This is a genomic window from Streptococcus sp. HF-100, assembly GCF_015594635.1.
Classification (GTDB): Bacteria; Bacillota; Bacilli; order Lactobacillales; family Streptococcaceae; genus Streptococcus; species Streptococcus vaginalis.
On sequence record NZ_JADNQV010000003.1, the window covers coordinates 122,182 to 142,272 of the forward strand.

Consider the following 20,091-nt stretch of genomic DNA (forward strand, 5'->3'; position numbering starts at 1 on the left):
CTCCTTAGAAATAAAATTCAATGACACGCACATCATGCTGTTGACGGCTGCCTGTTACTCGCCATAAAAGCTGGCGATAATCGTCATAATCTCCGTCAGACGGACTGACAGGATCTAAAATTACAATAGTCTTAAATTTATGTTGTAGACCATCCACACCCACACCCAACACCTGGCTCGTAGCTACAACGTTTGTCTGTTCAAGAGAGTCCTTCCTATCTCCTGTCCAAATACCAATTTCTGGATGACGTTCTCGAATAACCTCTACAATCTGCTTGGATTTGCTGACTATCAACATTTCTGTCTTACTAGCCAGCAGAAGATCCAATTGCAGTAGCATTGGAGTGTCTGCATTAACTGCTTTCAATTTTGGAAAGTCAACCTCAAAACCTGTCTGGATTAAATATCGTTCAAAAGTCTTTCGGCCAAATGTCTGTTTGGCCATGGCGTACTTGCCATCTTTTCCGACAATGTTCAGCTTTCTAAACTGTTCCAATTCTTCCGGATTAGCAGTCAAGCACCAGACAGGCTCAAAGATGACCTCAAAGCCATTGTTTTCTTCTGCTTCTTCAATCTCCTCAATCTCTTCCCAGCGGAAGAAATTTGGTAGATTAGAGACATACCGCTCATAGCTTCGGAAGTCCTTCCACTTCTCTTTTGAGTAGGAAAAACGGTCGTATTCCATTTCTCCGTGAGCTTTTTGCCAATCAAATTTATTATTTGGCGTAGCCCAGCCAAATACCGTTTTTTCCAAAGGATAGAAATTCTGACCCTTTTTTCTGATAGGTGTGGCCGATAGTCCGATTGTATAACTGCGCTTGATTTTTTTGTACATCTTATAGTTGGCATCACTCGACATGTTCTGCCACTCGTCAATGATAAGCACATCGCAATCAAGCTTCTCACCTTTTTTAACTCGATTCTGCAGCGTTCGATCTGTCACAATGTCAAATTCAATATCTTTCAATCCTATTTTTTCGATAGATTCTACCCAGCCATTCAGGATTGCCAATCGGTTATTCGTGATAATCACTTTCTTGGCTTTCTTGTGTTTGGCAATCGCTAAAGCACAAATAGTTTTGCCCCTGCCTCCCAACGCCTCAAGGAAAATGCCGTTTGTGATTTTATCACTTCGTCTGACAGCTTCAGCTTGCCATTTCCTTAGTTGCAATTCTGCCAATGTCCTTAATCACCTCCTCAATGTCATTTCTCATAGCATAGAATAAGCCTAGTCTTGCTGCGGCCCTTACGTCATTGTGGTGACTCTTTTCAAACTTCCACAAGTTTAAAGCTTTTAATAATTCGTTTGGAATATCCGATTGATAACCTGCATTGCGTTGCAGAATTAAATTCGGATAACACAATTCAATAGCAGCTATAGTCTCTAAGACAGAGTTATCTCTTGAATAATCATTGTCCCTAGCTTCGTATTTTTCGACAACAACCTGGTCAAAATCGACCAGTTTTCCAGTCTCATCAAACCATCGTTTGAAATTCTTAGCGCCAAACGGCACTACCCAATAGTCGACTAGTTTTGCATTATCTAACAAGACAATTCCTGTCGTACTGGTTTCAATTCGATTAGAGCTTGGATCAATTGACAAGATCCTCATAGCGAGCCTACCTTTTGCGACAGCACGCCGTCAAACGAAGCGGTATCAAACCAAGTTTGCTTGTTCAGCGTTGCAAATTCAAACAATTCCTTGATTTCTTTTAGCTGCTTCGTAAAAGATTTAATATCTTCTGTGTTGCTAAAAAATGCACTCTTGCCCTTATATGCAGCCGCAAATGCCATTTGATATTCAGGAGTAAACACTTTCTTGCCTGAACCATCATCAAGCTGGGCATCATCTGTCTTGATAAAGCGGATTTGCACATCAAACGGGAAGTCTTCCGTTGCGATCACGTCAATATGCTGATTGCCAATAATAACCGCTAGATTATCCGTAATCCTTGTTTTATTTACTAATCCCATTATCGAATCCTCAAACTTCTATTTTCTTGCAAAGCTGCACCCTTGATTTTCTTACCTTCGTTTAGCAACTCGTATAAGCTTTTTTTGTCAGGCGATACGGTAACTTTTTTGACGAGGTATTTTTTAGGTAACTTTTCTTCGTCCACAATAACGCTCGCTCTGGAGTTCTGGACTGCGATTGAAAATAAACTTGTTTTGATACGTTCATTTCCTGTCACTTCCATAGCCGTTTGTAAGTTTGTTTTTAAGGTATCAATTTTGTTTTTTAATGCACTTTTGCGATTTTGTAGACGCTTGATTTCTTCGTCTAATCCAGGCAAGTCAGCTTCTAGGTTTTTGATAACCTTAGCATAACCCTCCGCCTTATTGACAAAGTCATCTTCCCAATCCATACTGGCTAGTGTATCTTGCTTGGTTTCGTCGTCAATATCCATTTCATAAATAGCTAGATATTGACCGGTTAATTCGTACAATGTACTCATTGTTTTTCTACCTCTCTGATTTTGTTTGTTAGTTTTGTGAGTCCGATTCCTGTTTTAGTCAATTCAGCATCGGACGAAAACAAGTGATTTTGATTCATTCTAGCAATCTCGTTTCGGGATAAGCAAGCCAGATTTGAAATATCATAATTTGTCTTGTCGCCATCCAAGAAGACTACTGAATGACCTTTAGGAATTGGTCCATGGTGGTCAGCCCAAGTCTTTCTGTGGAGCGATTCCCAAACATTTGGTTCAGCAACCTTGATTTTTGGGTAGCCGTCGGTTGTATATCTGATTGATCCAACAGGCGTCCAATTCTTCGGAGAATGTCCTTTCTGAAATTGGCCGCTATTTCGCATACCAGGTAATTTCTTGCCCTTATTATACGGAACGTGCCCTTTTGGAAAGCGTCCCGTTAATCCTGAATGCAAACCATGGTTTTGTCTGTATGTTTTAATTTGCTTAGCAATCAATGACAAGCCAAACTTAGTATTCATTAGCCTAACAATTTCCTTAGCCGTCTTCCCTTTTTGAATAGCAACAAGATAGTTATGCTGTTCAGTTGTGAGTAATTTAGCCATTAAGCAACTCCAAATTTACGGTTCGCTTTCCGTTATATTCAGCGGCAGTTTTTTGCGCATCTAGGACCAGACGCGCATTATCTATGATTTTACCTGCTACAGTAGAAATAGCTTTGCTACGCTCGATTTATTTTTCAAGTTCTTCGTTACTTAGATCTTCGTCACCTAATCGCTCCAAGGTCATGAAGAGATGGTCGTTTAGGTCTGAAAGTTTATTCTTAGTCATTTACTTTGTCACCTCATTTTTCAATTTTATTACGCAAAATCAATTCTTGTTCAAACATTTTGTGACGATACTTCGCGCTGCGATAATAACGATTTTTTTCTCTCAAACGGTTGATAATCGCTGCATTGATTGTTATGCTCGTTATTAAAATACCAATGCTGATTAACAGAGCTATTCCTAACATCATCTCAATTTTCATTTTCTATCCTCCCGGGAAATCATCTCTCCCTGTTATTTTTTTATGCTGGTATTCGTAGTACATCTGATTAAACTTGTTAATCATCACATCTTGACGTTGATTCGTGCTTGACTGCACTCTAATGCTGTCAAGATTGTTCTGGACCTGTTCTTGCAACTCCTTAATTTGCTGGTTCTGCTTATCAACAACCTGCACTCCTGCAGCAATTAGCAAAATGATAACTACAGTTTGAAAAAAAGTTAGTTCTTTGAGATTTTTAAGACTCATCTTTTCATCCTTTCTTAAAAGTCACAATTTTGTCACCGCCAATCCGTTTCCCGCCTTTTGGTGCGACCGAAAACGATACTCCTTTAGCTGATTTTTTCAGCTCAGCCAGTTCATTTCGCACTGCACTGATTGATTTTTTAGCCAGCGCATTCTTGTAGCAGTTACCTAGCTTCCAATTATCGCGCTCCCAGTTCATTATCAAGCGCATTTGTTCGTAATTTTGCATGTTATTCCCTCCGTAGATTGTGTTTGTAAAAGCCTCTGATAATGTTGTAGTAGGCATGACCCGCTGGGATAACATAGCCTGTTAGGTCATCAACTTGAGAACCATCTGCCATAATGTTTACTATGCGTGGCTCCCATTTCTTTACTTCTTTAACCATGATATAATTACCTCATAAGTATTTTTACTTAGTCCCTCAATGGAGTTGCTGCTCCTGAGGGGCTTTTGCTTTCTTTAAATTTATACAATCTCAAAATGAGATATTTCGCTTTAAAAAAATAATTCTGCTTCAGAAATGCCAAATTTTCGAGAAATTATAGCCATTTCATAATCCTTAAATGGCTGCAATCCGTCTTCTTTTTCAGAATAACCTTTACGATTTTTTAAACCGATTAAATCTGCCATATACGTTTCTGTATATTCGCGCTTTAACCGCTCAGCACGTAGTCGCTTTTTTGGTTCTAAAAATTGCTTTTTTAAACGCTGTTTTTTCGTCACACTCTTCACATCCTTATCTAAATTCATCTAAGCTGACATCTAATGCGTTAGCTATTTTTTGCATGTTTTTAAAAGAAATCCTCTCGTTTCTTATGTTCTGAATCGTATTCGGGCTGATATTCGCTTTTTCTGCCAATTGCTTTTGAGTCATTCCTTTTTCAACTAACAAATGCTTTAATTTTTTCCACATGTTTATCCCTCTTTCTCCACAATATATTGTATTTCGATATATTGTTATTACTATATATTGCGTTTTGTTTTATATTTTGATATAATCATTTTATGAATAAAACCTTTACACTCTTTTATTCAAATCTAAATGAAAGGAGATAAAACTCATGTCTGATAATCTTTATAAATATGATATGTTAAGTTTCATGGATGCTACTGCAAAACTAACCAACCATGAATTAGTCGTTGTAACACCAGTCGGTAACTACTTTGGAAATTTCTATTCTGGAGAAAAAGATAAAGAGTATGAATATCTAGAGCCTTTTTTTGAAAATTTCAAAAAAATCCGAAAGTCAATTCCTGACGAAAATAATCCAAGAGCTATTTTTTTGGTAGATGTAACTCTCATTACAACATCTCATCAAAAATTCAAAATGCCTTTTGTCTGTTTGTTTATTGACCAGATTCTTGGTGTTTCACTTGGGAAATATTCTTTTGGTCAACAGAATTCAGCTGATTAGCTAATTCTTTAGAGTCTATTGTTACCACAATAGACTCTTTTTGCTGTTTTAAATAATCAATAAGCTGCCTATTTAATTTTGCCTGTTCTGAAACAATATGTTCATAAATCTCAATCAACGATTCTAGGAATTCTTCTCTTGATACTTCCTGCTTCATGTACCTCACCTCGTTTCTACTTTTTCCGTTTATCTCCAGCATAGAGAACGATTAGCGCTGTGACAACAACTGCAAAGACCAATTTAAACATTGCATTTTCCTCCTTTTTGGTTTATACTAGTCCTTAGAGAAGGCTTACGCCCTCTCTGACTAGCTAGCGATTAACGTTTCCGTGTTGGGTATTTTCGGGCGTTTTTCGCTTTTTTATTTTGCTCTTTGTGTACTACGTACCAAGAGCGGGCTTCTTTTGAGATGGCTACTGCCAGCCCAACGGCTACGCTTGTTCTTGCAAGCCATGAGTCCAAATCGCTCATCTATATACCTCCTGTTTTTAATTGGTCATTTCTTTGACCTTGATTATATTATATCTCATATTGAGATATTTGTCAACGTTTTTTTATCACTTTTTGAGATTTTTTTATTTATTTTTTTATCTCGTTGTGGTATATTATATGTAGAAACAAAAAAAGGAAGGAGTCGCGATATGAATATTTTGGGTAATTCTATAAAAGAAATACGAAAGTCCAAAAAAATGACGCAAAATCAATTGGCTGAGTTAACAGGTTTCAAGCAGAACACTATTTCCAATCATGAGAATGGAAATAGACAATTAGATGAAACAGATATTAGAAAATATGCGAAAGCTCTAGATGTAGAGCCTCAGCAATTATTCGACAAAGCTTTGTCAATCTCTACTATATCTCCACCAGTCTCAGACACTGCCAGAGCTATTTCTGAGACTGTAGAGAAGCTTGAAGAACCCCGCAGGGTAATTGTACTAGACACAGCTAAAACGCAGTTAGACGAGCAAAAACAAGAAAAAAATAAAAAACAAAGTGATATTGCTCAACTCCCTAAATTATATTCATACGACTACTACGACCAACCTGCCTCTGCAGGCACTGGGCAATATCTAAATGATGTAAAAGTTGAACAAGTTCAGCTCCCTATTGATGTTAAAGCAGACTTTGTAATCCCCATTTATGGTGACTCTATGGAACCCGAATATCATTCAGGAGATTATGTTTTTATCAGACTATCCGTAGACTTGTCAGATGGCGATATTGGAGTATTTGAGTACTACGGAGACGCTTATATTAAGCAGTTAATCATCAACGAAGACGGGGCGTTTCTGCACAGTTTCAATAGCGATTATGATGACATACCAATAGACGCCGACAGCGATTTTCGGATTATTGGTGAAGTGGTTAATTTTTATAGGGAAGATTAGAAAGGAAAAATAAAAATGGGAGTTAAAGGGTTTATAAAATCAAAAAATATCGGAGAGTATCTTCAGTCCAAAAATAATCCCAAATTGGCAGCTGAAATTGAAGAGCGCTCCGTAAAAACAGTTTTGAATAATGTTGTAAATAATGAACAAGAAAGAAAAGGAAATAATATGGGATTGTTTGACAATATGAAGCAAGAAGGTTCATTCTCGAACGCTTCTGGAATAAAAGGGTTGAATTACGTAGTTCTCCAAGTTACACTAAAGGAAAAATTCTTTGGCACTGGTTCAGGAAATCTAACCGAACTAGAAGATGTCATTAACAAGCAAGTGGCTAAAGGCTATCGTCTTCATACCATTTCAACTGCTAACGGTGGTAGCAAAGGATTAGGTGGTGGCGATCGCATTCAAGCTACTATGGTGTTTGAAAAGATTATTTAATAAACAAAAAACCCTACACTCTCAAAGTTTGGCGACTCAGAGTGTAGGGCAAGAATGCAAGAAAATATTTTCATGGAGTTATTCTCTCATGAAGTCTTTTCTTGTACCTATTTTACCAGAAAAGAGGTACAAAAACAATGATTACAACAAATAAGGTGGCAATATACGTTAGAGTGTCGACAACAAACCAAGTTGAGGAAGGATATTCAATCGATGAGCAAAAAGACAAACTCTCTAGTTATTGCAAAATTAAAGACTGGAGCGTCTACAATATCTATACAGACGGTGGCTTTACCGGCTCAAACATTCACCGCCCTGCACTGGAACAGCTTATCAAAGACGCTAAAAAACAGCTCTTTGACACCGTGTTGGTTTATAAGCTAGATAGGCTAAGCCGTAGTCAAAAAGATACCTTGTACTTGATTGAGGACATCTTTTTAGAAAATAAAATAGACTTTGTCAGCCTACTAGAGAACTTTGATACTTCTACACCATTTGGAAAGGCAATGATTGGGATTTTGAGTGTGTTTGCTCAATTAGAAAGAGAACAAATTAAAGAACGCTTAATGCTTGGAAAAATCGGTCGTGCTAAGTCTGGTAAGTCCATGATGTGGGCTAGAACCTCCTACGGATATGATTATCATAAAAAGACAGGGACGATGACTATCAATGAGTTTGAGGCAATCGTTATAAGATACATCTTTAACTCATATCTTGAAGGGATGTCAATCACAAAATTAAGAGACAGAATCAATGAAAAATATCCTAAAGAACCTGCTTGGCACTATAGAATTATTAGAGGTATACTAGCAAATCCTGTCTACTGTGGCTACAATCAGTACAAAGGGCGAATCTACCCTGGCAACCACGAGCCTATTATCTCCGAGGAAATTTATAACAAAACTCAGGAAGAGCTCAAAATAAGGCAGATAGCTGCTGCTGAGTTCTCGAACAACCCTAGACCTTTTCGAGCCAAATATATGTTGTCAGGTATAGCTCAATGTGGCTACTGTGGAGCACCACTACAAATTACACTAGGAACTAAACGTAAAGACGGTAGCCGTAACATCCGCTATCAGTGTAAAAATAGGTTTCCTAGGACAACAAAAGGCGTGACAATCTACAACGATAACAAAAAATGTGACTCACGTTTTTATGAAAAAGCAGACGTCGAGGAAAACGTGCTCCACCAACTCAGCAAATTGCAAAATGACACTAGCTACCTTGATGAGTTGTTTTCTGACAATGAGGAAACAAACATAGATCGTGACAACTACCAAAAGCAAATAGATGAGCTAACTAAAAAATTAAGTAGATTGAATGACCTCTATATAGACGACCGTATCACGCTAGAGGAACTACAAAAAAGGTCTGCTGAATTTACACTTATGAGAGCAATGCTAGAGGCTGAGCTAGAAAATGACCCTGTATTAAAGCGGCAAGAGCGAAAAGAAAGTATGAGAGAGACATTGGATACTGAAGATATTCTCAGCATGGACTACGAACAGCAAAAAGTAATAGTCAGAGCCTTAATTACCAAGGTTCGTGTAACGTCTGAGGACATTGTTATCAAATGGAAAATTTAACAATTTTACTATCTTTCATTTCTACTAAAGTAAAAGCTTTAACCTTCAAACTTTTTATTTTTTTCATAATTGAACCTCCATATTTTGATAAATTGGCAGCAACATGGCTGCATATAATAATACAATCATCAAGGCCACAAAGACAAACACTAGTGGCTGAATAACATTCATCGCCTGATGAACACGTTTAAAAAATGTCTCCCATGTTTTTTGAGCATAAACTTCTAATTCACGTCCCAATTTGGATTTCACTTCACCGTATTCAATTATCAAGCCTAATTCCTTTTTAAAAAATGGATAATATTTCACTACTTGTGAAAATTCCTGGCCATTTTGCAGCGCAACTTCTAAATCTTTTCCAATTTCTTGAAACATAGCAGAGCGTTGCCCTTGCATCATCTGAAAAATATGACTGAGTTCTAAACCTTGACCAATCATATTTCCCCATTCTCTCGCATAATAAGCTGTCAAATAGGTTTGAATAAAAGTGCCAAAAAAAGGAAGTCGAGCCAACAAACCAAATGTTGTTATTTTTGAGCTTTTTTGAAACCAATAAAAACCTATCGCTAACAAAACAAAGACTACCCCTAATGAACCCAGAAAAAGTTGCGGCAAATTACTGATAATCTGCGTTGCTACATTTTGACGATCGAGTTGCGGGAGTAAATAATTACGTAATCCCAGCATAATGAATATCAAAAAAACAAACAAAATAAAGGGATAAGTCGCCACTTCAACCAACTTTTTCTTAATTTTTGAGACATTTTCCAAGTATTCCTCAATCTTACTCAGACTGAGTGAGAGATTTCCGTGTAATTCTGCCAGCGAAAGTTGTGTTACCACATTATCTGAAAATCCTAAACTAGCCATAATTTCTGAAAAAGGTTTTCCTGTTGCTAAACCCTCTTTCATCCTGTCCACATAGACTTCTTCTAACAAGGAACTTCGCTTCAAAAAGTCGATAATTTCTGCTAAATGAAAGCCGCTAGAAAAAAGATTATTCAGCAACTCTACGACCTTTTTCTGCTTAACCGTGGATAATTTTTTCCGATTCTGCTTGTTCAAGATTGATATGTCCTGCTGCATGAAGCTGATCAATCTGCCTATTCCAATCGATTGGCTCGTGTTCTTGATACCTTTCACTGACAAAATCCACTATTCCTCCTTTTGCAATTAACCGTTGGTAGCAAATTCCTTGCAAAACAATTTTCAGCTCTGCTTCTGTCACTCCCAATTCTAGCAACCGTTCATAAACACCTCGTACGCTTTTTGCATGAATGGTTGAAAAGACAGTCACTCCTGTCAAGCTAGCTCGAACAACTGCCCGTGCTGTCTCCGCATCACGAATCTCTCCGATAATCAATAAATCTGGTCGATGCCGAAGAGAAAGTTTAATCAAACTTTCATAAGTTAAACCAATCGCTTCGTTCAGTTGCAGCTGTAACATGCCAGACTGCTTGATTTCAACAGGGTCTTCAATGGACATGATTTGCTGATCGGCAAAACGCTCTTGAGCCAACTGGTGCATGAGAGTAGTTTTACCACTTCCTACCGGTCCTGAAAAAAGGTAAAGTCCTCGCTGTTTGAAACGTTCTTTCAGCTCTGGAATCTGAGTATACCAAAACTTCAACTCTGCTTCTTCATCATGCAATAGACGAATCACTAGACTTTCATATCCGCGATAATCCCCCACTGTTGACAGTCGTAATGACGTTTTCTTATCACCATATTGATAATCACAAGATCCTAGCTGGCTTCTACGTTTTTCGCCGACATTCATCCCAGCGGTAAACTTGAAATGACTAATTACTGCTGCCATCTTTTCAAATGCATACTGTTGGATAAAGCGCCGTTCATCGCCAATTCGCATGTATAGCTCATACATATTTTCCCTTGGAACAAAATAAATGTCCTGAGCCTGCTCTTTTTTAGCTCGGCAAATAATATCCTGTGCAATGTTTTGAACCATATCTCCTCCTCACTTTATACTATTCGCAGAAGAAAATAAAAAATGGTGAAAAAATCACCATTTTGCAAATTATTTAAATGTTAGAGAGCAGGCACGATGTTCTTCTTCACTATTTTGTTTATTATAGCCCGGTCTCCATTTCTCTTTAGGAATGACACCATCATTTTCCAATAAAGCGAGAGAATGGTATTGCTGGACAGAATCACTACATTCTTCACACCAGCGCAAATCTTCTGTATCCCAAAAAATGGACATTAAATCACTTCGACTTTTATAGAAAGGAAAAGCAGCTACCAACTTCAGCCATTGGCGTTTATAATATTTTAAAGCAGCATAATAGTTATCAAAATGCTGTACTGATACGATATTAGCTTCCCAGCCGTCGAAAAACCACCACGGCTCATCTTTGCCATACATTTCAATCACACAATACACCTGCTTCACCTCCCTTTGTTCTGTTTATTATATCGGAAATGCTAAATTTTTTAAACAGATATGCTCTATTATACAAGTTTTTCGCCATTTGCTCAAAAATGTAGAAAAAGTGGCATTATTTTGATTAGTACTTTTTCATTCATCAGATAAGAAAACGAGACTTTTTCTAAGCCTCGCTCCCAATTTATTAATACAAATCAAGATAGTTGTCTACTTCCCATTGGGAAACAAAAGTGGCATAGCTTGCCCATTCGATGCGTTTTGCTTCTACAAAACTTGTATAAATATGGTTCCCAAGTGCAGCTTTTACAACTTCATCTTCTGTCAGTGCTTTCACCGCATTATGTAGAGTAGAAGGAAGGTCTGTAATACCCGCTTCTTTGCGCTCTTCTGCTGTCATGACATAGATATTTTCTTCAATCGGAGCAGGTGCTTCAATTTTATTTTCAATCCCATGAAGTCCAACTTCAAGAAGAACAGCCATAGCAATATAAGGATTAGCCATTGGGTCAACAGAGCGCAATTCCAAACGTGTTCCCATACCGCGTGAAGCTGGCACACGAACAAGCGGAGAACGGTTCCGTCCTGCCCAAGCAATATACACAGGAGCTTCATAGCCAGGAACCAAACGTTTGTAAGAATTGACAGTCGGATTCATGATAGCTGTATAATTGTAAGCATGTTTAATCAGACCACCAAGGAAATAATAGGCAGTTTTTGATAATTGCATGCCATTTGGATCTTCTGGATCAAAGAAAGCATTCTGACCGTCTTGATTAAAGAGCGACATGTTACAGTGCATACCTGAACCAGCAATACCAAATTTTGGTTTTGCCATAAAAGTAGCGTACAAACCATGCTTGCGGGCAATTGTCTTAACAACCAGCTTAAACAACTGAATCTTATCACAGGCACGGAGAACTTCATCGTATTTAAAGTCAATTTCGTGCTGACCGATAGCTACCTCATGGTGACTGGCTTCTACTTCAAATCCCATTGTTGTAAGGACATTAACGATTTCACGGCGAGTATTGTCAGCCAGGTCAGTCGGAGCAAGGTCAAAATAGCCACCCTTATCATTTACCTCAAGAGTTGGATCACCATTCTCATCAAGTTTAAATAAGAAAAATTCTGGCTCAGGACCTAAATTAAAGGATTCGAATCCTAATTCTTCCATGTGACGTAAAGCGCGTTTCAAATTTCCACGCGGATCCCCTTTAAAAGGCGTTCCTTCCGTCGTATAGACATCGCAAATCAGTCCTGCGACACTTCCGTTTTCGTCTCCCCAAGGGAAAACCGTCCATGTATCCAAGTCAGGATAAAGGTACATATCTGACTCATTGATACGCACAAAACCTTCGATAGAAGAACCATCGAACATCACTTTGTTGGATAAAACTTTATTCAGCTGTTCATCAGTCGCTGGAATTTCAACGTTTTTCATCGTTCCTAAAACATCCGAAAACATCAAACGGATAAAGGTAACATTTTTTTCTTTCACTTCGCGACGAATGTCAGCTACTGTAATTGGCATGAGTATCTCCTTATGAAATTTAAAAAATTGATATTGGTCAATGCATACGACCAAATGGTGGAAGGGAAGAAGCAAAGCGACCTTGTTGTAAAATGTCTTTATGAAGGGCTCGACGAACGTCTTTCTCACTCACCGGCTTCTTGTATTTCGCTTCGCGCTCGGCATATTTTCGCTTAATCGCAGCAATATTGTAACCTTCTGAAATGTAATCTTTAATCTCCAACAAGCGATCCATATCATTTAATGAATACATGCGGCGATTTCCTTCATTTCGATCAGGCTTGATCAATTCTTGATCTTCATAATAACGAATCTGACGTGCTGTCAAATCCGTCAATTTCATAACGCTACCAATGGGAAAAACAGCCATATTGCGACGAAATTCTTTTTCCTTCATTGCAAATTCCTTTCTCATGCTCTATTATAATCTGAAAAAATTTCTATGTCAAGAACCCATGTTATATTTTCTAACATTATTCTTCGTTTTTTAATTTCAATACTTTCCGCAAGCGATCCACATCAGAATTGACCAGCATGGCAACGAAAACCCCCATGAAAGTCTCAAAGACACGTGCAAATACATACAAAACTGTCTCTCCTGTTGGAATAGATAAAGTAATAATCAGCATGGCAGAGACACCACCAATCACTCCCGCTTTGTTGTTCATAGCAACATTTGTCATAATCGTTAACATCGTACAAATAGGAACGACCAGTAAGGTCACCCAAAACTGCTCATGAAACAGGTTATTGATGAGAAAGAAGAGCAAGGCATACAAACCACCAATGCTATTTCCTAAAATACGAGAGGTTCCAAAATGGACGCTCTTATCAAAATCTTCACGCAAACTGAAAACAGCTGTCAGAGCACCGATCTGCAATCCTTTCCAACCAAAAAGCCCAAAGATAAGAAGAACAATAAAAACCGCGACCCCCGTTTTAAAGGTTCGCATTCCTAATTTAAATTTCGACTTATCAAACTTATACTTCTTAAAATAACCCATTCATGCATTTCCTTTTACCTTTATTCTAACATATTTTAGAGAAAAGATAATGAACTTTCTTATGGAATTATCTTTTTCCAATAAAAAAAGTGGAACAACTAACTAGTCCACTTTCATTATTTAATGATTTCTATGTATAGGAAAAGTTTATCAATAAGGGTAAATATACGTTACCTTTCCATAAAATGTTGTAGGGTCAAACCAACCACGGTAATTGTTAACTTGTTTTTGACCTTTGTAATTTGACTCCAGCACTTGAATTGCGCGATTATTTGCCACAGCTGTTACATAGGCTACATGTCCAAATTGACCGCCATCCCAAACAGCAATGGCTCCAACTTGAGGAGTTGTTCCTATACGAAAGCCTGAGTATCAGCATTGGCAGCCCAATCTTTTGCATTTCCCCACCAATTACTAGCCCAAGGTGCCAATATTTTTACACCCCAAGTGCATTGACCAACTGGATAAGAGTTTCCTGTTGCTGTAGGCGTATTTAGTACCACATCCTCTGTATCAGAACTTGGACCTGCATTTGTAGCAGTTGGTTGTGCTACTACATTTGTCTGATTAACAGTAGTAGCCGTTGGGCCATTTACTTGTAACGTATCTTCAGGAAGGATAGTATCGTAAATTGTTTTTCCATTTTTTGCCGCTAAATCATAGGGACTCATTCCAAATTTTGTCGCAATAGTATAAAATGAATCACCATATTGAACTGTATAGGTATCTGCTTTAGTTGTATTTTAACTCACCATCAACAATAGAACAGCTGCTGATAGCCCAACTGTGAACTTGCCTAAATGGGGATGCTTAGATAATTGACTGACTTTCATAACGTTCTCCTTTTTCTATTTCCTACTCTATATTACTATCTAATTATTGCATAGATTTTAATCCTATATTTTAAAATAATTACAAAAAAATAAGGTTAAAAGACAGAAACTTAAAATCTATCTTTTAGCCTTATCAAAATAGTCATAAATTAACGGAAAATTTCAAGTCAATCCGACCAAAACTTAGTCATTCTCCTTTGTTTTTCGTTTTAACTGTCCTAAGCCTAAAACACTTAACAATGCAGCTACTCCCAAGTAAGGCATATAGCTCACACTCGTTCCTGTTCTTGGAAGGCTTGGAACAGCTAAAGCATGAAGTGCCTGCTTCGGTTTAGCTGGAGTTGATGGGGTTGATGGGGTTGGAGTTTTCGGTTTTGGTGTCGTTGTACGAACTGTATTAGATGCGTAAGTCACACCATTAACTGTATTTACATAGGTATTTTCAAAAGTACCAACTGCAATCCGTTTCATTTGGACATAGCTTTCGGCTTGGAAGGCTGAATCAACTGAAACAGAACGCAAGAAATCTTCCTTGAATTTAATCGTAATGATCCCTTTAACTGAATCAACTTCTGCTTCCGTATACTTCGTTAAATCATCACCTGATTTGATAACTGTTCCATCTTTAAGAGTCATATCAACCTTGGCAAAGACCTTATACTGACCAGTATATTGATCGCCTGTTTGATCATAATCATCAGAGAAACTATATTCAAAGAGCTCTTCTGAATGATTAGAAGGAATGATACCTCCGATTAAACGGTAATTAAAGACTGTATTTAACGGAAGTGTTTGACCATCCACATTGTTGGTGTCTGCGGGATCCAATGTTAAAGTGACATCCTTTTTAGGATCAATTTTAGGAACATTATTCGTGACAATATTGGATTCATAACCATTGCCAAAGTCAATTTGGTAGGCTCGGTTTTCATAGCTGCCACCTGTTTGACCCATTTGTGCTTTTACCACCATCGGAGAGACAAGCGTCAAATTGATGCCCGTTTTAACATAAGTATCATAAAACGCTTGTGGATCATCTGCCGTAAAGACTTGGAAAGCACCTTTAGGATGAATACGGGCTTTGGTAAGCATATCTTTAACTGCTTGAGGTGCAGTCTCCACACTCTTATAATGAGCGACGCTGACACCTGTTACAGGATTTCCATTAGCATCTTTCATCGTCACTAAATCCTGACGTAAATCCAGTGCTTCTTCTGGATAATCATCAACATAATAGAACCCTTTTTGAATGGTATCCGCTGACGATTTATCTCCTTTGTATTGATCCAAATCCCAAGTCAGCTCATAATAGTTGGTTGATCCTGCAAGAACAGTCTTCCCATCAATCACCACACCGTCTTTGTTCTTGTTTACCTTGCTTGGTTTGATGTAGTTGTTACTTGGATTATCCGGATCATTTGGTTTACCCGGTGTTGTCACCCGAACGATATTGGACTTAATACCATAAGCGTCATTGACTGTCAGCGTGAAGTTATTCTTATAAGTTGCACCATCATTAAGGACTTGTCCCACTACGGTCGGATAAACCGTTGCTACTGACTTGGTCAGATCCGCATTAAAAGCAGCTAAAGTTTGTGCAGTTGCTTTAAAGGTTACTGTATTCGTTGCTGAATCATAGCTAACATCGAAGCCAGCACTAGCTACTTTCGTTGCCTCAAGATTCAATTGATAGCCAGAGGGTAATGGATCGACCAAAACAAAGGAAGTCGTCTTATCCCGTCCAGCAGGTAGATCAGCCGTCTTCAATTGGAATTTAACAGTCGATTGTTTCGCCACTAAGGTTTTATCAATATCTACATCATTATTATTTTTGATTTCTTTATTGACTTGTGGCTGTACGGCTAACTTAAAGTAATGGTAGTGAACAGTCGGTACAGCCGGAGCCGGAGGCGTCTTCTTATAAACAGGATCAGTCGGCGGTGTTGGAATAACCTCATAAGTTGGCTCAACAGGTTTGTTTGGTTCTGGTTGATCTGGTGTTGGTGTCGGCGGCGTTGGCTCTGCTTCATAGTTTGGCTCAACAGGTGCTGGCTCCAACGGCTTTTCTGTTTCATAGGTCGGCGGTGTGGGTTTATTTGGCTCTGCTTGATCCGGTGTCCTTGTCGGCGGCGTTGGCTCTGCTTCATAGTTTGGCTCAACAGGTGCTGGCTCCAACGGCTTTTCTGTTTCATAGGTCGGCGGTGTGGGTTTATTTGGCTCTGCTTGATCCGGTGTCCTTGTCGGCGGCGTTGGCTCCTTTTCATAATTTGGAGCTACTGGTGCCGGTTTTAATGGCTTTTCTGTTTCATAAGTTGGTTTAGTTGGAGCCGTTGGTTTAACCGGCGGTGTGGGTTTTTCCTTGGTAACTTTAGGAACATTAACCGCACGGATTTTACCATTTAAAGAATACCAAATATTTGGTTTTTTGCCATCAGTATTGTCCTTACCAGGAACAACAGGCATGTCAGAAACTGGCATCACATTTGTTGCAGAAGTTGCTCCTACAGTAACATGGTTATTCGGACCAGACATTTTAATAGCCCCTGCTCCATACCAAGAATTCAGCGCATCTGAACTATCCCATCCTGAACCAGCTTGACTATTTTTATACATAGTCCAGCGAGAGCCGCCTTCACCCTGTTTAAAGTTAAGAGTATCTGTAGCATAAATCATACCATTCTTTTCACCAATAGATGAACCAGAGATTTTGACAAATTTACCACTATAATCTTTAGCCATCTCAATAGAGTTATGTTCACGGTTAAGAGAAGCTACTGAGAGAAGGGCATTATCAAAATTAATTGGTTTTCCATCTTCGTCATAGAAAGTGAATTCATTTTTAATAAAAATAGAAGTGTTTTTTTCAACTTGACCTGTATAAGCGGAAGCAAAAACACCTAAAGTTGGATCGGTAAAAATACCTAACCAAACCTTTTGACCTTGAAACTTGGACTTAGGATCCACTGTATACTTATAGACAATTTTAGAAATCTTTTTACCATTGTAATAAGAATTCTGCAGATTAGTGTATGTAGCTGTTGCGCTTTGACCGCGCTCTAAAAGTACCGATCCCCATTTAACCTGTGAGTTATTGCTTACTGTTGTTGACCAGCCAGCTTTATCACCAAAATTCCCATAAAGCTCCATAGAAGAAGCAACATCATTAGATTGTTCTAAGTTAGTGATATCTAGATCATCTAATTGAAGAATTTTTTGGTCATATTTTGCTTTTGAAGTGCTTTTGCTAAAAGCATCATCCACAGCAGAAGCCTTAAGGAACTTCCCATCTGTTGTCAAAGATAAGTTCGCATTTGGCTCAAGATCATAGACCAAATTTTGAGCAGATGGTTCTGTTAAGTTTCCGTCTTCATTTTTATGTTTTTCAAGCTCTGCCAGTGCAGCTTTAATAGAAGCTTGTTCATCTTCGTATGCCTTTAACTTAACTGGATAGTCTGCTAAATCTTTTTGATATTTGGCAAGATCTGCTTGATACTTAGCAAGTTTTGCTTCGTAATCAGCTTTAGCATCCGCATTGCGCTTCTTAATTGCAGTATTTTCAGCTGTGAGCGCTGCATTTGCGGCATTATTTGCTGCTACAGCTGCTTCATAGGCCGCTTTAGCATCCGCATTGGCTTTTTGAACGCGAGCGAGCTCTGTTTGATAGGCGGTCAATTTAGCTTGATAGGCTGCTTCGTTTGCAGCATTAGCTTTTTTCACCGCTGCCAAATCGGCCTCATATTGCTTGAGTGCAGCTTCATAAGTCGCCTTAGCATTCTCATTGCGTTGCTTAATTGCAGTATTTTCAGCTGTGAGTGCCGCATTTTTGGCATTATTTGCTGCTACAGCTGCTTCATAGGTCGCTTTAGCATCCGCATTGGCTTTTTGAACGCGAGCAAGCTCTGTTTGATAGGCGGTCAATTTAGCTTGATAGGCTGCTTCGTTTGCGGCATTAGCTTCCTGAACACGCTTTAGTTCAGCTTGATATTGAGCTAACTTAGTCTCATATTCAGCTTTGGCCGTTGCATTGCGTTTTCTAATTTCTTCATTGGCAGCGGCAATTTCTGTATTTTTAGCATTATTTGCTGCTACAGCAGTATCATAAACGGCTTTGGCGGCTGCATTAGCTTCCTGAACACGTTTCAGTTCAGCCTGATAAGCAGAAAGGGCTTTTTGATAGGCTGCTTGATTGGCAGCATTGGTTTTTTGAACGGCTGCTAAATCTGCTTGATATTGAGCCAATTTAGCTTCATAAGCTGTTTTACTGGCAGCATTTGCAGCATTAATGCGTTCAACCTCGGCTTTATGAGCTGCCATATCTTTTTCATACTGTTCTTTAGTTGCCTGATTTTTAGCTTTGATTTTAGCAACTTCTGCCTCATGAGCAGCTACATCCGATTTATATTGATCTGTTGTCTTCTTAATATCCTCAGCCTGTTTTGTGTAATCTTCTTTAATTTCAGTTTCTTTTTGGACTGCTTCTTCAGCTGTTTTAACAGTTCCTTTATTAACATCGGCATCTTGGACAACATTGACACCAGCAGACTTAGCATCTTTTGCTGCTTGATCAAGATCAGTTTTAGGTACTTCAACTGGTATTGAACCATTTGTCTCTCCAGCTTGGTTTTGACTTTGTTCAGCTTCCTTACTCGCACTCCCTTGAGCCTCTGGCAAATTGGTCGCTGGATTGCCCGTTTGGGTACCAGCAACAGCTGTGGTGTCTACTTTGCTTGTCGTTGTTGTCGTTTCATCAGCAAAAACATGTTGTCCTGCCATAGAGACTGCTGCTACGGTCCCTAGAACAGCACCGCAAAGCGTTTTGCTAATTTTACTTTTACGAAAACCAAATACTTCTCTCTTTTGCATTTTTCTTCCTTTTTTCAAATTATTAGATTGTTCAAATTACTTTAAATTCGACACTTATTATATTTTAGCAACTTTTTAAAACATTTACAAGTATGTAGCACATTTTTTCAATTCTTTTACTTCATGAAAATTGTGAATACAGCAAATTGAAATACAGAAACGAGCTAGTTAATTTACATAAATCATAACCACCCGTCAAACGGGTGGTTTGAACAAGGGCTATAAGCCCACATCACCAGCCAGCGCCTAAAGACGCTGGCTTTCACTTTGTTCAAGCCTCACTGCTTTTGACTCGTCACTAGCCTCTTAAAGAGGCATTCGTATTACTTGCCATTATCCCTAAAGGGATCTTCATACTTTTTCACACTCAATTTATCGAGAGCTATATCATGTTTTTCCTGTTTTTGTATATATTTCTTAATGGTAGCTTCATTGAGTCCAATTGTACTCACATAATACCCCTCTGCCCAAAAATGCCGATTCCCAAATTTGTATTTGAGATTGGCGTGTTTATCAAACATCATGAGTGCGCTCTTACCTTTTAAGTAACCCATGAAACTTGAAACACTGATTTTTTGGGGAATACTAACCAACATATGAACATGATCCGGCATGAGATGTCCCTCAATGATTTCGACACCTTTATAACTGCATAATCGTTGGAATAGCTCGCCTAAACTACTTCGATATTGATTATAGATGATTTTTCGTCTATACTTAGGGGTGAACACAAGGTGATATTTACATAGCCACTTTGTATGTGATAAACTATGTGCCTTTTGTGCCAGCTTTTGCTCCTTTCGCTTTACAATAGGCTTGAACACCTTTATTGTATCGCGTTTGGAGATTTTTTGTATAACATTCAATACGCACACGCATAGCGGGTGGGTTATTTGTCTCG

24 protein-coding genes and 1 pseudogene are annotated in these 20,091 nt (G+C 38.5%); 4 read left to right on the top strand and 21 right to left on the bottom strand.

Annotation, left to right across the window (positions count from 1 at the left end; genetic code table 11):
- Positions 1-4 precede the first annotated feature (4 nt).
- The 11 genes from IYQ23_RS04365 to IYQ23_RS04415 all read right to left on the bottom strand — a co-directional run bounded on the left by IYQ23_RS04365 (position 5) and on the right by IYQ23_RS04415 (position 4,638).
- Positions 5-1,180, bottom strand: coding sequence for a DEAD/DEAH box helicase family protein (locus IYQ23_RS04365; protein WP_195674202.1), 1,176 nt, complete (start codon positions 1,178-1,180; stop codon positions 5-7).
- Positions 1,146-1,613, bottom strand: a complete 468-nt coding sequence (locus tag IYQ23_RS04370; RefSeq protein ID WP_195674203.1) for a hypothetical protein — start codon at positions 1,611-1,613, stop codon at positions 1,146-1,148. The genes IYQ23_RS04365 and IYQ23_RS04370 overlap by 35 nt, the downstream gene beginning before the upstream one ends.
- Positions 1,610-1,975, bottom strand: coding sequence for a hypothetical protein (locus IYQ23_RS04375; RefSeq protein ID WP_195674204.1), 366 nt, complete (start codon positions 1,973-1,975; stop codon positions 1,610-1,612). Before IYQ23_RS04375 ends, IYQ23_RS04370 begins: the two co-directional genes overlap by 4 nt.
- Positions 1,975-2,457, bottom strand: coding sequence for a siphovirus Gp157 family protein (locus tag IYQ23_RS04380; protein WP_195674205.1), 483 nt, complete (start codon positions 2,455-2,457; stop codon positions 1,975-1,977). Before IYQ23_RS04380 ends, IYQ23_RS04375 begins: the two co-directional genes overlap by 1 nt.
- Positions 2,454-3,035 (bottom strand): HNH endonuclease signature motif containing protein, encoded by a 582-nt coding sequence (locus IYQ23_RS04385; RefSeq protein WP_195674206.1) that lies wholly within the window; start codon positions 3,033-3,035, stop codon positions 2,454-2,456. Before IYQ23_RS04385 ends, IYQ23_RS04380 begins: the two co-directional genes overlap by 4 nt.
- Positions 3,036-3,274: 239 nt before the next feature.
- Positions 3,275-3,460 (bottom strand): hypothetical protein, encoded by a 186-nt coding sequence (locus tag IYQ23_RS04390; protein ID WP_049476238.1) that lies wholly within the window; start codon positions 3,458-3,460, stop codon positions 3,275-3,277.
- 3 nt (positions 3,461-3,463) lie between these two features.
- Entirely contained in the window at positions 3,464-3,727 is a 264-nt protein-coding gene (locus IYQ23_RS04395; RefSeq protein WP_195674207.1) for a hypothetical protein, read from the bottom strand.
- Between the two features lie 4 nt (positions 3,728-3,731).
- Positions 3,732-3,953, bottom strand: a complete 222-nt coding sequence (locus IYQ23_RS04400; RefSeq protein ID WP_195674208.1) for a hypothetical protein — start codon at positions 3,951-3,953, stop codon at positions 3,732-3,734.
- A gap of 1 nt (position 3,954) precedes the next feature.
- Positions 3,955-4,110: a BOW99_gp33 family protein gene (locus IYQ23_RS04405; protein WP_195674209.1), complete on the bottom strand. Its 156-nt coding sequence runs from the start codon at positions 4,108-4,110 to the stop codon at positions 3,955-3,957.
- Positions 4,111-4,220: 110 nt separating this feature from the next.
- Complete coding sequence (locus tag IYQ23_RS04410; protein ID WP_229311933.1) at positions 4,221-4,475, bottom strand: XRE family transcriptional regulator; 255 nt, start codon at positions 4,473-4,475, stop codon at positions 4,221-4,223.
- Positions 4,462-4,638: a helix-turn-helix domain-containing protein gene (locus IYQ23_RS04415; protein WP_195674210.1), complete on the bottom strand. Its 177-nt coding sequence runs from the start codon at positions 4,636-4,638 to the stop codon at positions 4,462-4,464. The genes IYQ23_RS04410 and IYQ23_RS04415 overlap by 14 nt, the downstream gene beginning before the upstream one ends.
- Before the next feature lie 148 nt (positions 4,639-4,786).
- Between IYQ23_RS04415 and IYQ23_RS04420 the strand changes: the two genes are divergently transcribed.
- Complete coding sequence (locus tag IYQ23_RS04420) at positions 4,787-5,140, top strand: hypothetical protein (protein WP_195674211.1); 354 nt, start codon at positions 4,787-4,789, stop codon at positions 5,138-5,140.
- A gap of 318 nt (positions 5,141-5,458) precedes the next feature.
- Here the strand turns inward: IYQ23_RS04420 and IYQ23_RS04425 are convergent, their stop codons facing one another.
- Positions 5,459-5,611, bottom strand: a complete 153-nt coding sequence (locus IYQ23_RS04425) for a hypothetical protein (protein ID WP_195674212.1) — start codon at positions 5,609-5,611, stop codon at positions 5,459-5,461.
- 170 nt (positions 5,612-5,781) lie between these two features.
- On the opposite strand from IYQ23_RS04425, the gene IYQ23_RS04430 reads away from it, so the two are divergent.
- The 3 genes from IYQ23_RS04430 to IYQ23_RS04440 all read left to right on the top strand — a co-directional run bounded on the left by IYQ23_RS04430 (position 5,782) and on the right by IYQ23_RS04440 (position 8,552).
- Complete coding sequence (locus IYQ23_RS04430) at positions 5,782-6,528, top strand: LexA family transcriptional regulator (RefSeq protein WP_195674213.1); 747 nt, start codon at positions 5,782-5,784, stop codon at positions 6,526-6,528.
- A gap of 168 nt (positions 6,529-6,696) precedes the next feature.
- On the top strand, positions 6,697-6,966 hold the full coding sequence (locus tag IYQ23_RS04435; RefSeq protein ID WP_195674248.1) for a DUF4177 domain-containing protein: 270 nt from the start codon (positions 6,697-6,699) through the stop codon (positions 6,964-6,966).
- Between the two features lie 137 nt (positions 6,967-7,103).
- Positions 7,104-8,552, top strand: coding sequence for a recombinase family protein (locus tag IYQ23_RS04440; protein ID WP_195674214.1), 1,449 nt, complete (start codon positions 7,104-7,106; stop codon positions 8,550-8,552).
- A 63-nt stretch (positions 8,553-8,615) separates the two neighbouring features.
- On the opposite strand, the gene comGB is transcribed toward IYQ23_RS04440, so the two are convergent.
- From comGB to tnpA, 9 genes and pseudogenes are all read right to left on the bottom strand, one after another.
- Entirely contained in the window at positions 8,616-9,638 is a 1,023-nt protein-coding gene (comGB, locus tag IYQ23_RS04445; protein ID WP_267490120.1) for a competence type IV pilus assembly protein ComGB, read from the bottom strand.
- Positions 9,580-10,521: a competence type IV pilus ATPase ComGA gene (gene comGA / locus IYQ23_RS04450; RefSeq protein ID WP_195674216.1), complete on the bottom strand. Its 942-nt coding sequence runs from the start codon at positions 10,519-10,521 to the stop codon at positions 9,580-9,582. The genes comGB and comGA overlap by 59 nt, the downstream gene beginning before the upstream one ends.
- Positions 10,522-10,590: 69 nt before the next feature.
- Complete coding sequence (locus IYQ23_RS04455; protein ID WP_195674217.1) at positions 10,591-10,956, bottom strand: DUF1033 family protein; 366 nt, start codon at positions 10,954-10,956, stop codon at positions 10,591-10,593.
- Between the two features lie 187 nt (positions 10,957-11,143).
- A complete protein-coding gene (gene glnA / locus IYQ23_RS04460; protein ID WP_195674218.1) occupies positions 11,144-12,490 on the bottom strand; it encodes a type I glutamate--ammonia ligase in 1,347 nt (448 codons plus the stop codon).
- Positions 12,491-12,527: 37 nt separating this feature from the next.
- Complete coding sequence (locus IYQ23_RS04465) at positions 12,528-12,887, bottom strand: MerR family transcriptional regulator (protein ID WP_003028467.1); 360 nt, start codon at positions 12,885-12,887, stop codon at positions 12,528-12,530.
- Between the two features lie 76 nt (positions 12,888-12,963).
- Entirely contained in the window at positions 12,964-13,494 is a 531-nt protein-coding gene (locus IYQ23_RS04470; RefSeq protein ID WP_003032280.1) for an FUSC family protein, read from the bottom strand.
- 150 nt (positions 13,495-13,644) lie between these two features.
- A pseudogene (locus IYQ23_RS09685) lies at positions 13,645-14,327 on the bottom strand (COG3942 and LysM peptidoglycan-binding domain-containing protein).
- Between the two features lie 183 nt (positions 14,328-14,510).
- On the bottom strand, positions 14,511-19,190 hold the full coding sequence (locus tag IYQ23_RS04480) for an antigen I/II family LPXTG-anchored adhesin (RefSeq protein WP_195674219.1): 4,680 nt from the start codon (positions 19,188-19,190) through the stop codon (positions 14,511-14,513).
- Positions 19,191-19,513: 323 nt separating this feature from the next.
- Positions 19,514-19,978, bottom strand: a complete 465-nt coding sequence (gene tnpA / locus IYQ23_RS04485) for an IS200/IS605 family transposase (protein ID WP_195674249.1) — start codon at positions 19,976-19,978, stop codon at positions 19,514-19,516.
- Positions 19,979-20,091 lie beyond the last annotated feature (113 nt).

What these genes read in the sequence shown, in the direction of transcription:
- IYQ23_RS04370 (WP_195674203.1), bottom strand. Translation starts at nt 1,613, where the DNA reads ATGAGGATCTTGTCAATTGATCCAAGCTCTAATCGAATTGAAACCAGT.
- IYQ23_RS04375 (WP_195674204.1), bottom strand. Translation starts at nt 1,975, where the DNA reads ATGGGATTAGTAAATAAAACAAGGATTACGGATAATCTAGCGGTTATT.
- IYQ23_RS04380 (WP_195674205.1), bottom strand. Translation starts at nt 2,457, where the DNA reads ATGAGTACATTGTACGAATTAACCGGTCAATATCTAGCTATTTATGAA.
- IYQ23_RS04385 (WP_195674206.1), bottom strand. Translation starts at nt 3,035, where the DNA reads ATGGCTAAATTACTCACAACTGAACAGCATAACTATCTTGTTGCTATT.
- IYQ23_RS04390 (WP_049476238.1), bottom strand. Translation starts at nt 3,460, where the DNA reads ATGAAAATTGAGATGATGTTAGGAATAGCTCTGTTAATCAGCATTGGT.
- IYQ23_RS04395 (WP_195674207.1), bottom strand. Translation starts at nt 3,727, where the DNA reads ATGAGTCTTAAAAATCTCAAAGAACTAACTTTTTTTCAAACTGTAGTT.
- IYQ23_RS04400 (WP_195674208.1), bottom strand. Translation starts at nt 3,953, where the DNA reads ATGCAAAATTACGAACAAATGCGCTTGATAATGAACTGGGAGCGCGAT.
- IYQ23_RS04405 (WP_195674209.1), bottom strand. Translation starts at nt 4,110, where the DNA reads ATGGTTAAAGAAGTAAAGAAATGGGAGCCACGCATAGTAAACATTATG.
- IYQ23_RS04410 (WP_229311933.1), bottom strand. Translation starts at nt 4,475, where the DNA reads ATGAATTTAGATAAGGATGTGAAGAGTGTGACGAAAAAACAGCGTTTA.
- IYQ23_RS04415 (WP_195674210.1), bottom strand. Translation starts at nt 4,638, where the DNA reads ATGTGGAAAAAATTAAAGCATTTGTTAGTTGAAAAAGGAATGACTCAA.
- IYQ23_RS04420 (WP_195674211.1), top strand. Translation starts at nt 4,787, where the DNA reads ATGTCTGATAATCTTTATAAATATGATATGTTAAGTTTCATGGATGCT.
- IYQ23_RS04425 (WP_195674212.1), bottom strand. Translation starts at nt 5,611, where the DNA reads ATGAGCGATTTGGACTCATGGCTTGCAAGAACAAGCGTAGCCGTTGGG.
- IYQ23_RS04430 (WP_195674213.1), top strand. Translation starts at nt 5,782, where the DNA reads ATGAATATTTTGGGTAATTCTATAAAAGAAATACGAAAGTCCAAAAAA.
- IYQ23_RS04435 (WP_195674248.1), top strand. Translation starts at nt 6,697, where the DNA reads ATGGGATTGTTTGACAATATGAAGCAAGAAGGTTCATTCTCGAACGCT.
- IYQ23_RS04440 (WP_195674214.1), top strand. Translation starts at nt 7,104, where the DNA reads ATGATTACAACAAATAAGGTGGCAATATACGTTAGAGTGTCGACAACA.
- comGB (WP_267490120.1), bottom strand. Translation starts at nt 9,638, where the DNA reads ATGCAGCAGGACATATCAATCTTGAACAAGCAGAATCGGAAAAAATTA.
- comGA (WP_195674216.1), bottom strand. Translation starts at nt 10,521, where the DNA reads ATGGTTCAAAACATTGCACAGGATATTATTTGCCGAGCTAAAAAAGAG.
- glnA (WP_195674218.1), bottom strand. Translation starts at nt 12,490, where the DNA reads ATGCCAATTACAGTAGCTGACATTCGTCGCGAAGTGAAAGAAAAAAAT.
- IYQ23_RS04465 (WP_003028467.1), bottom strand. Translation starts at nt 12,887, where the DNA reads ATGAAGGAAAAAGAATTTCGTCGCAATATGGCTGTTTTTCCCATTGGT.
- IYQ23_RS04470 (WP_003032280.1), bottom strand. Translation starts at nt 13,494, where the DNA reads ATGGGTTATTTTAAGAAGTATAAGTTTGATAAGTCGAAATTTAAATTA.
- IYQ23_RS04480 (WP_195674219.1), bottom strand. Translation starts at nt 19,190, where the DNA reads ATGCAAAAGAGAGAAGTATTTGGTTTTCGTAAAAGTAAAATTAGCAAA.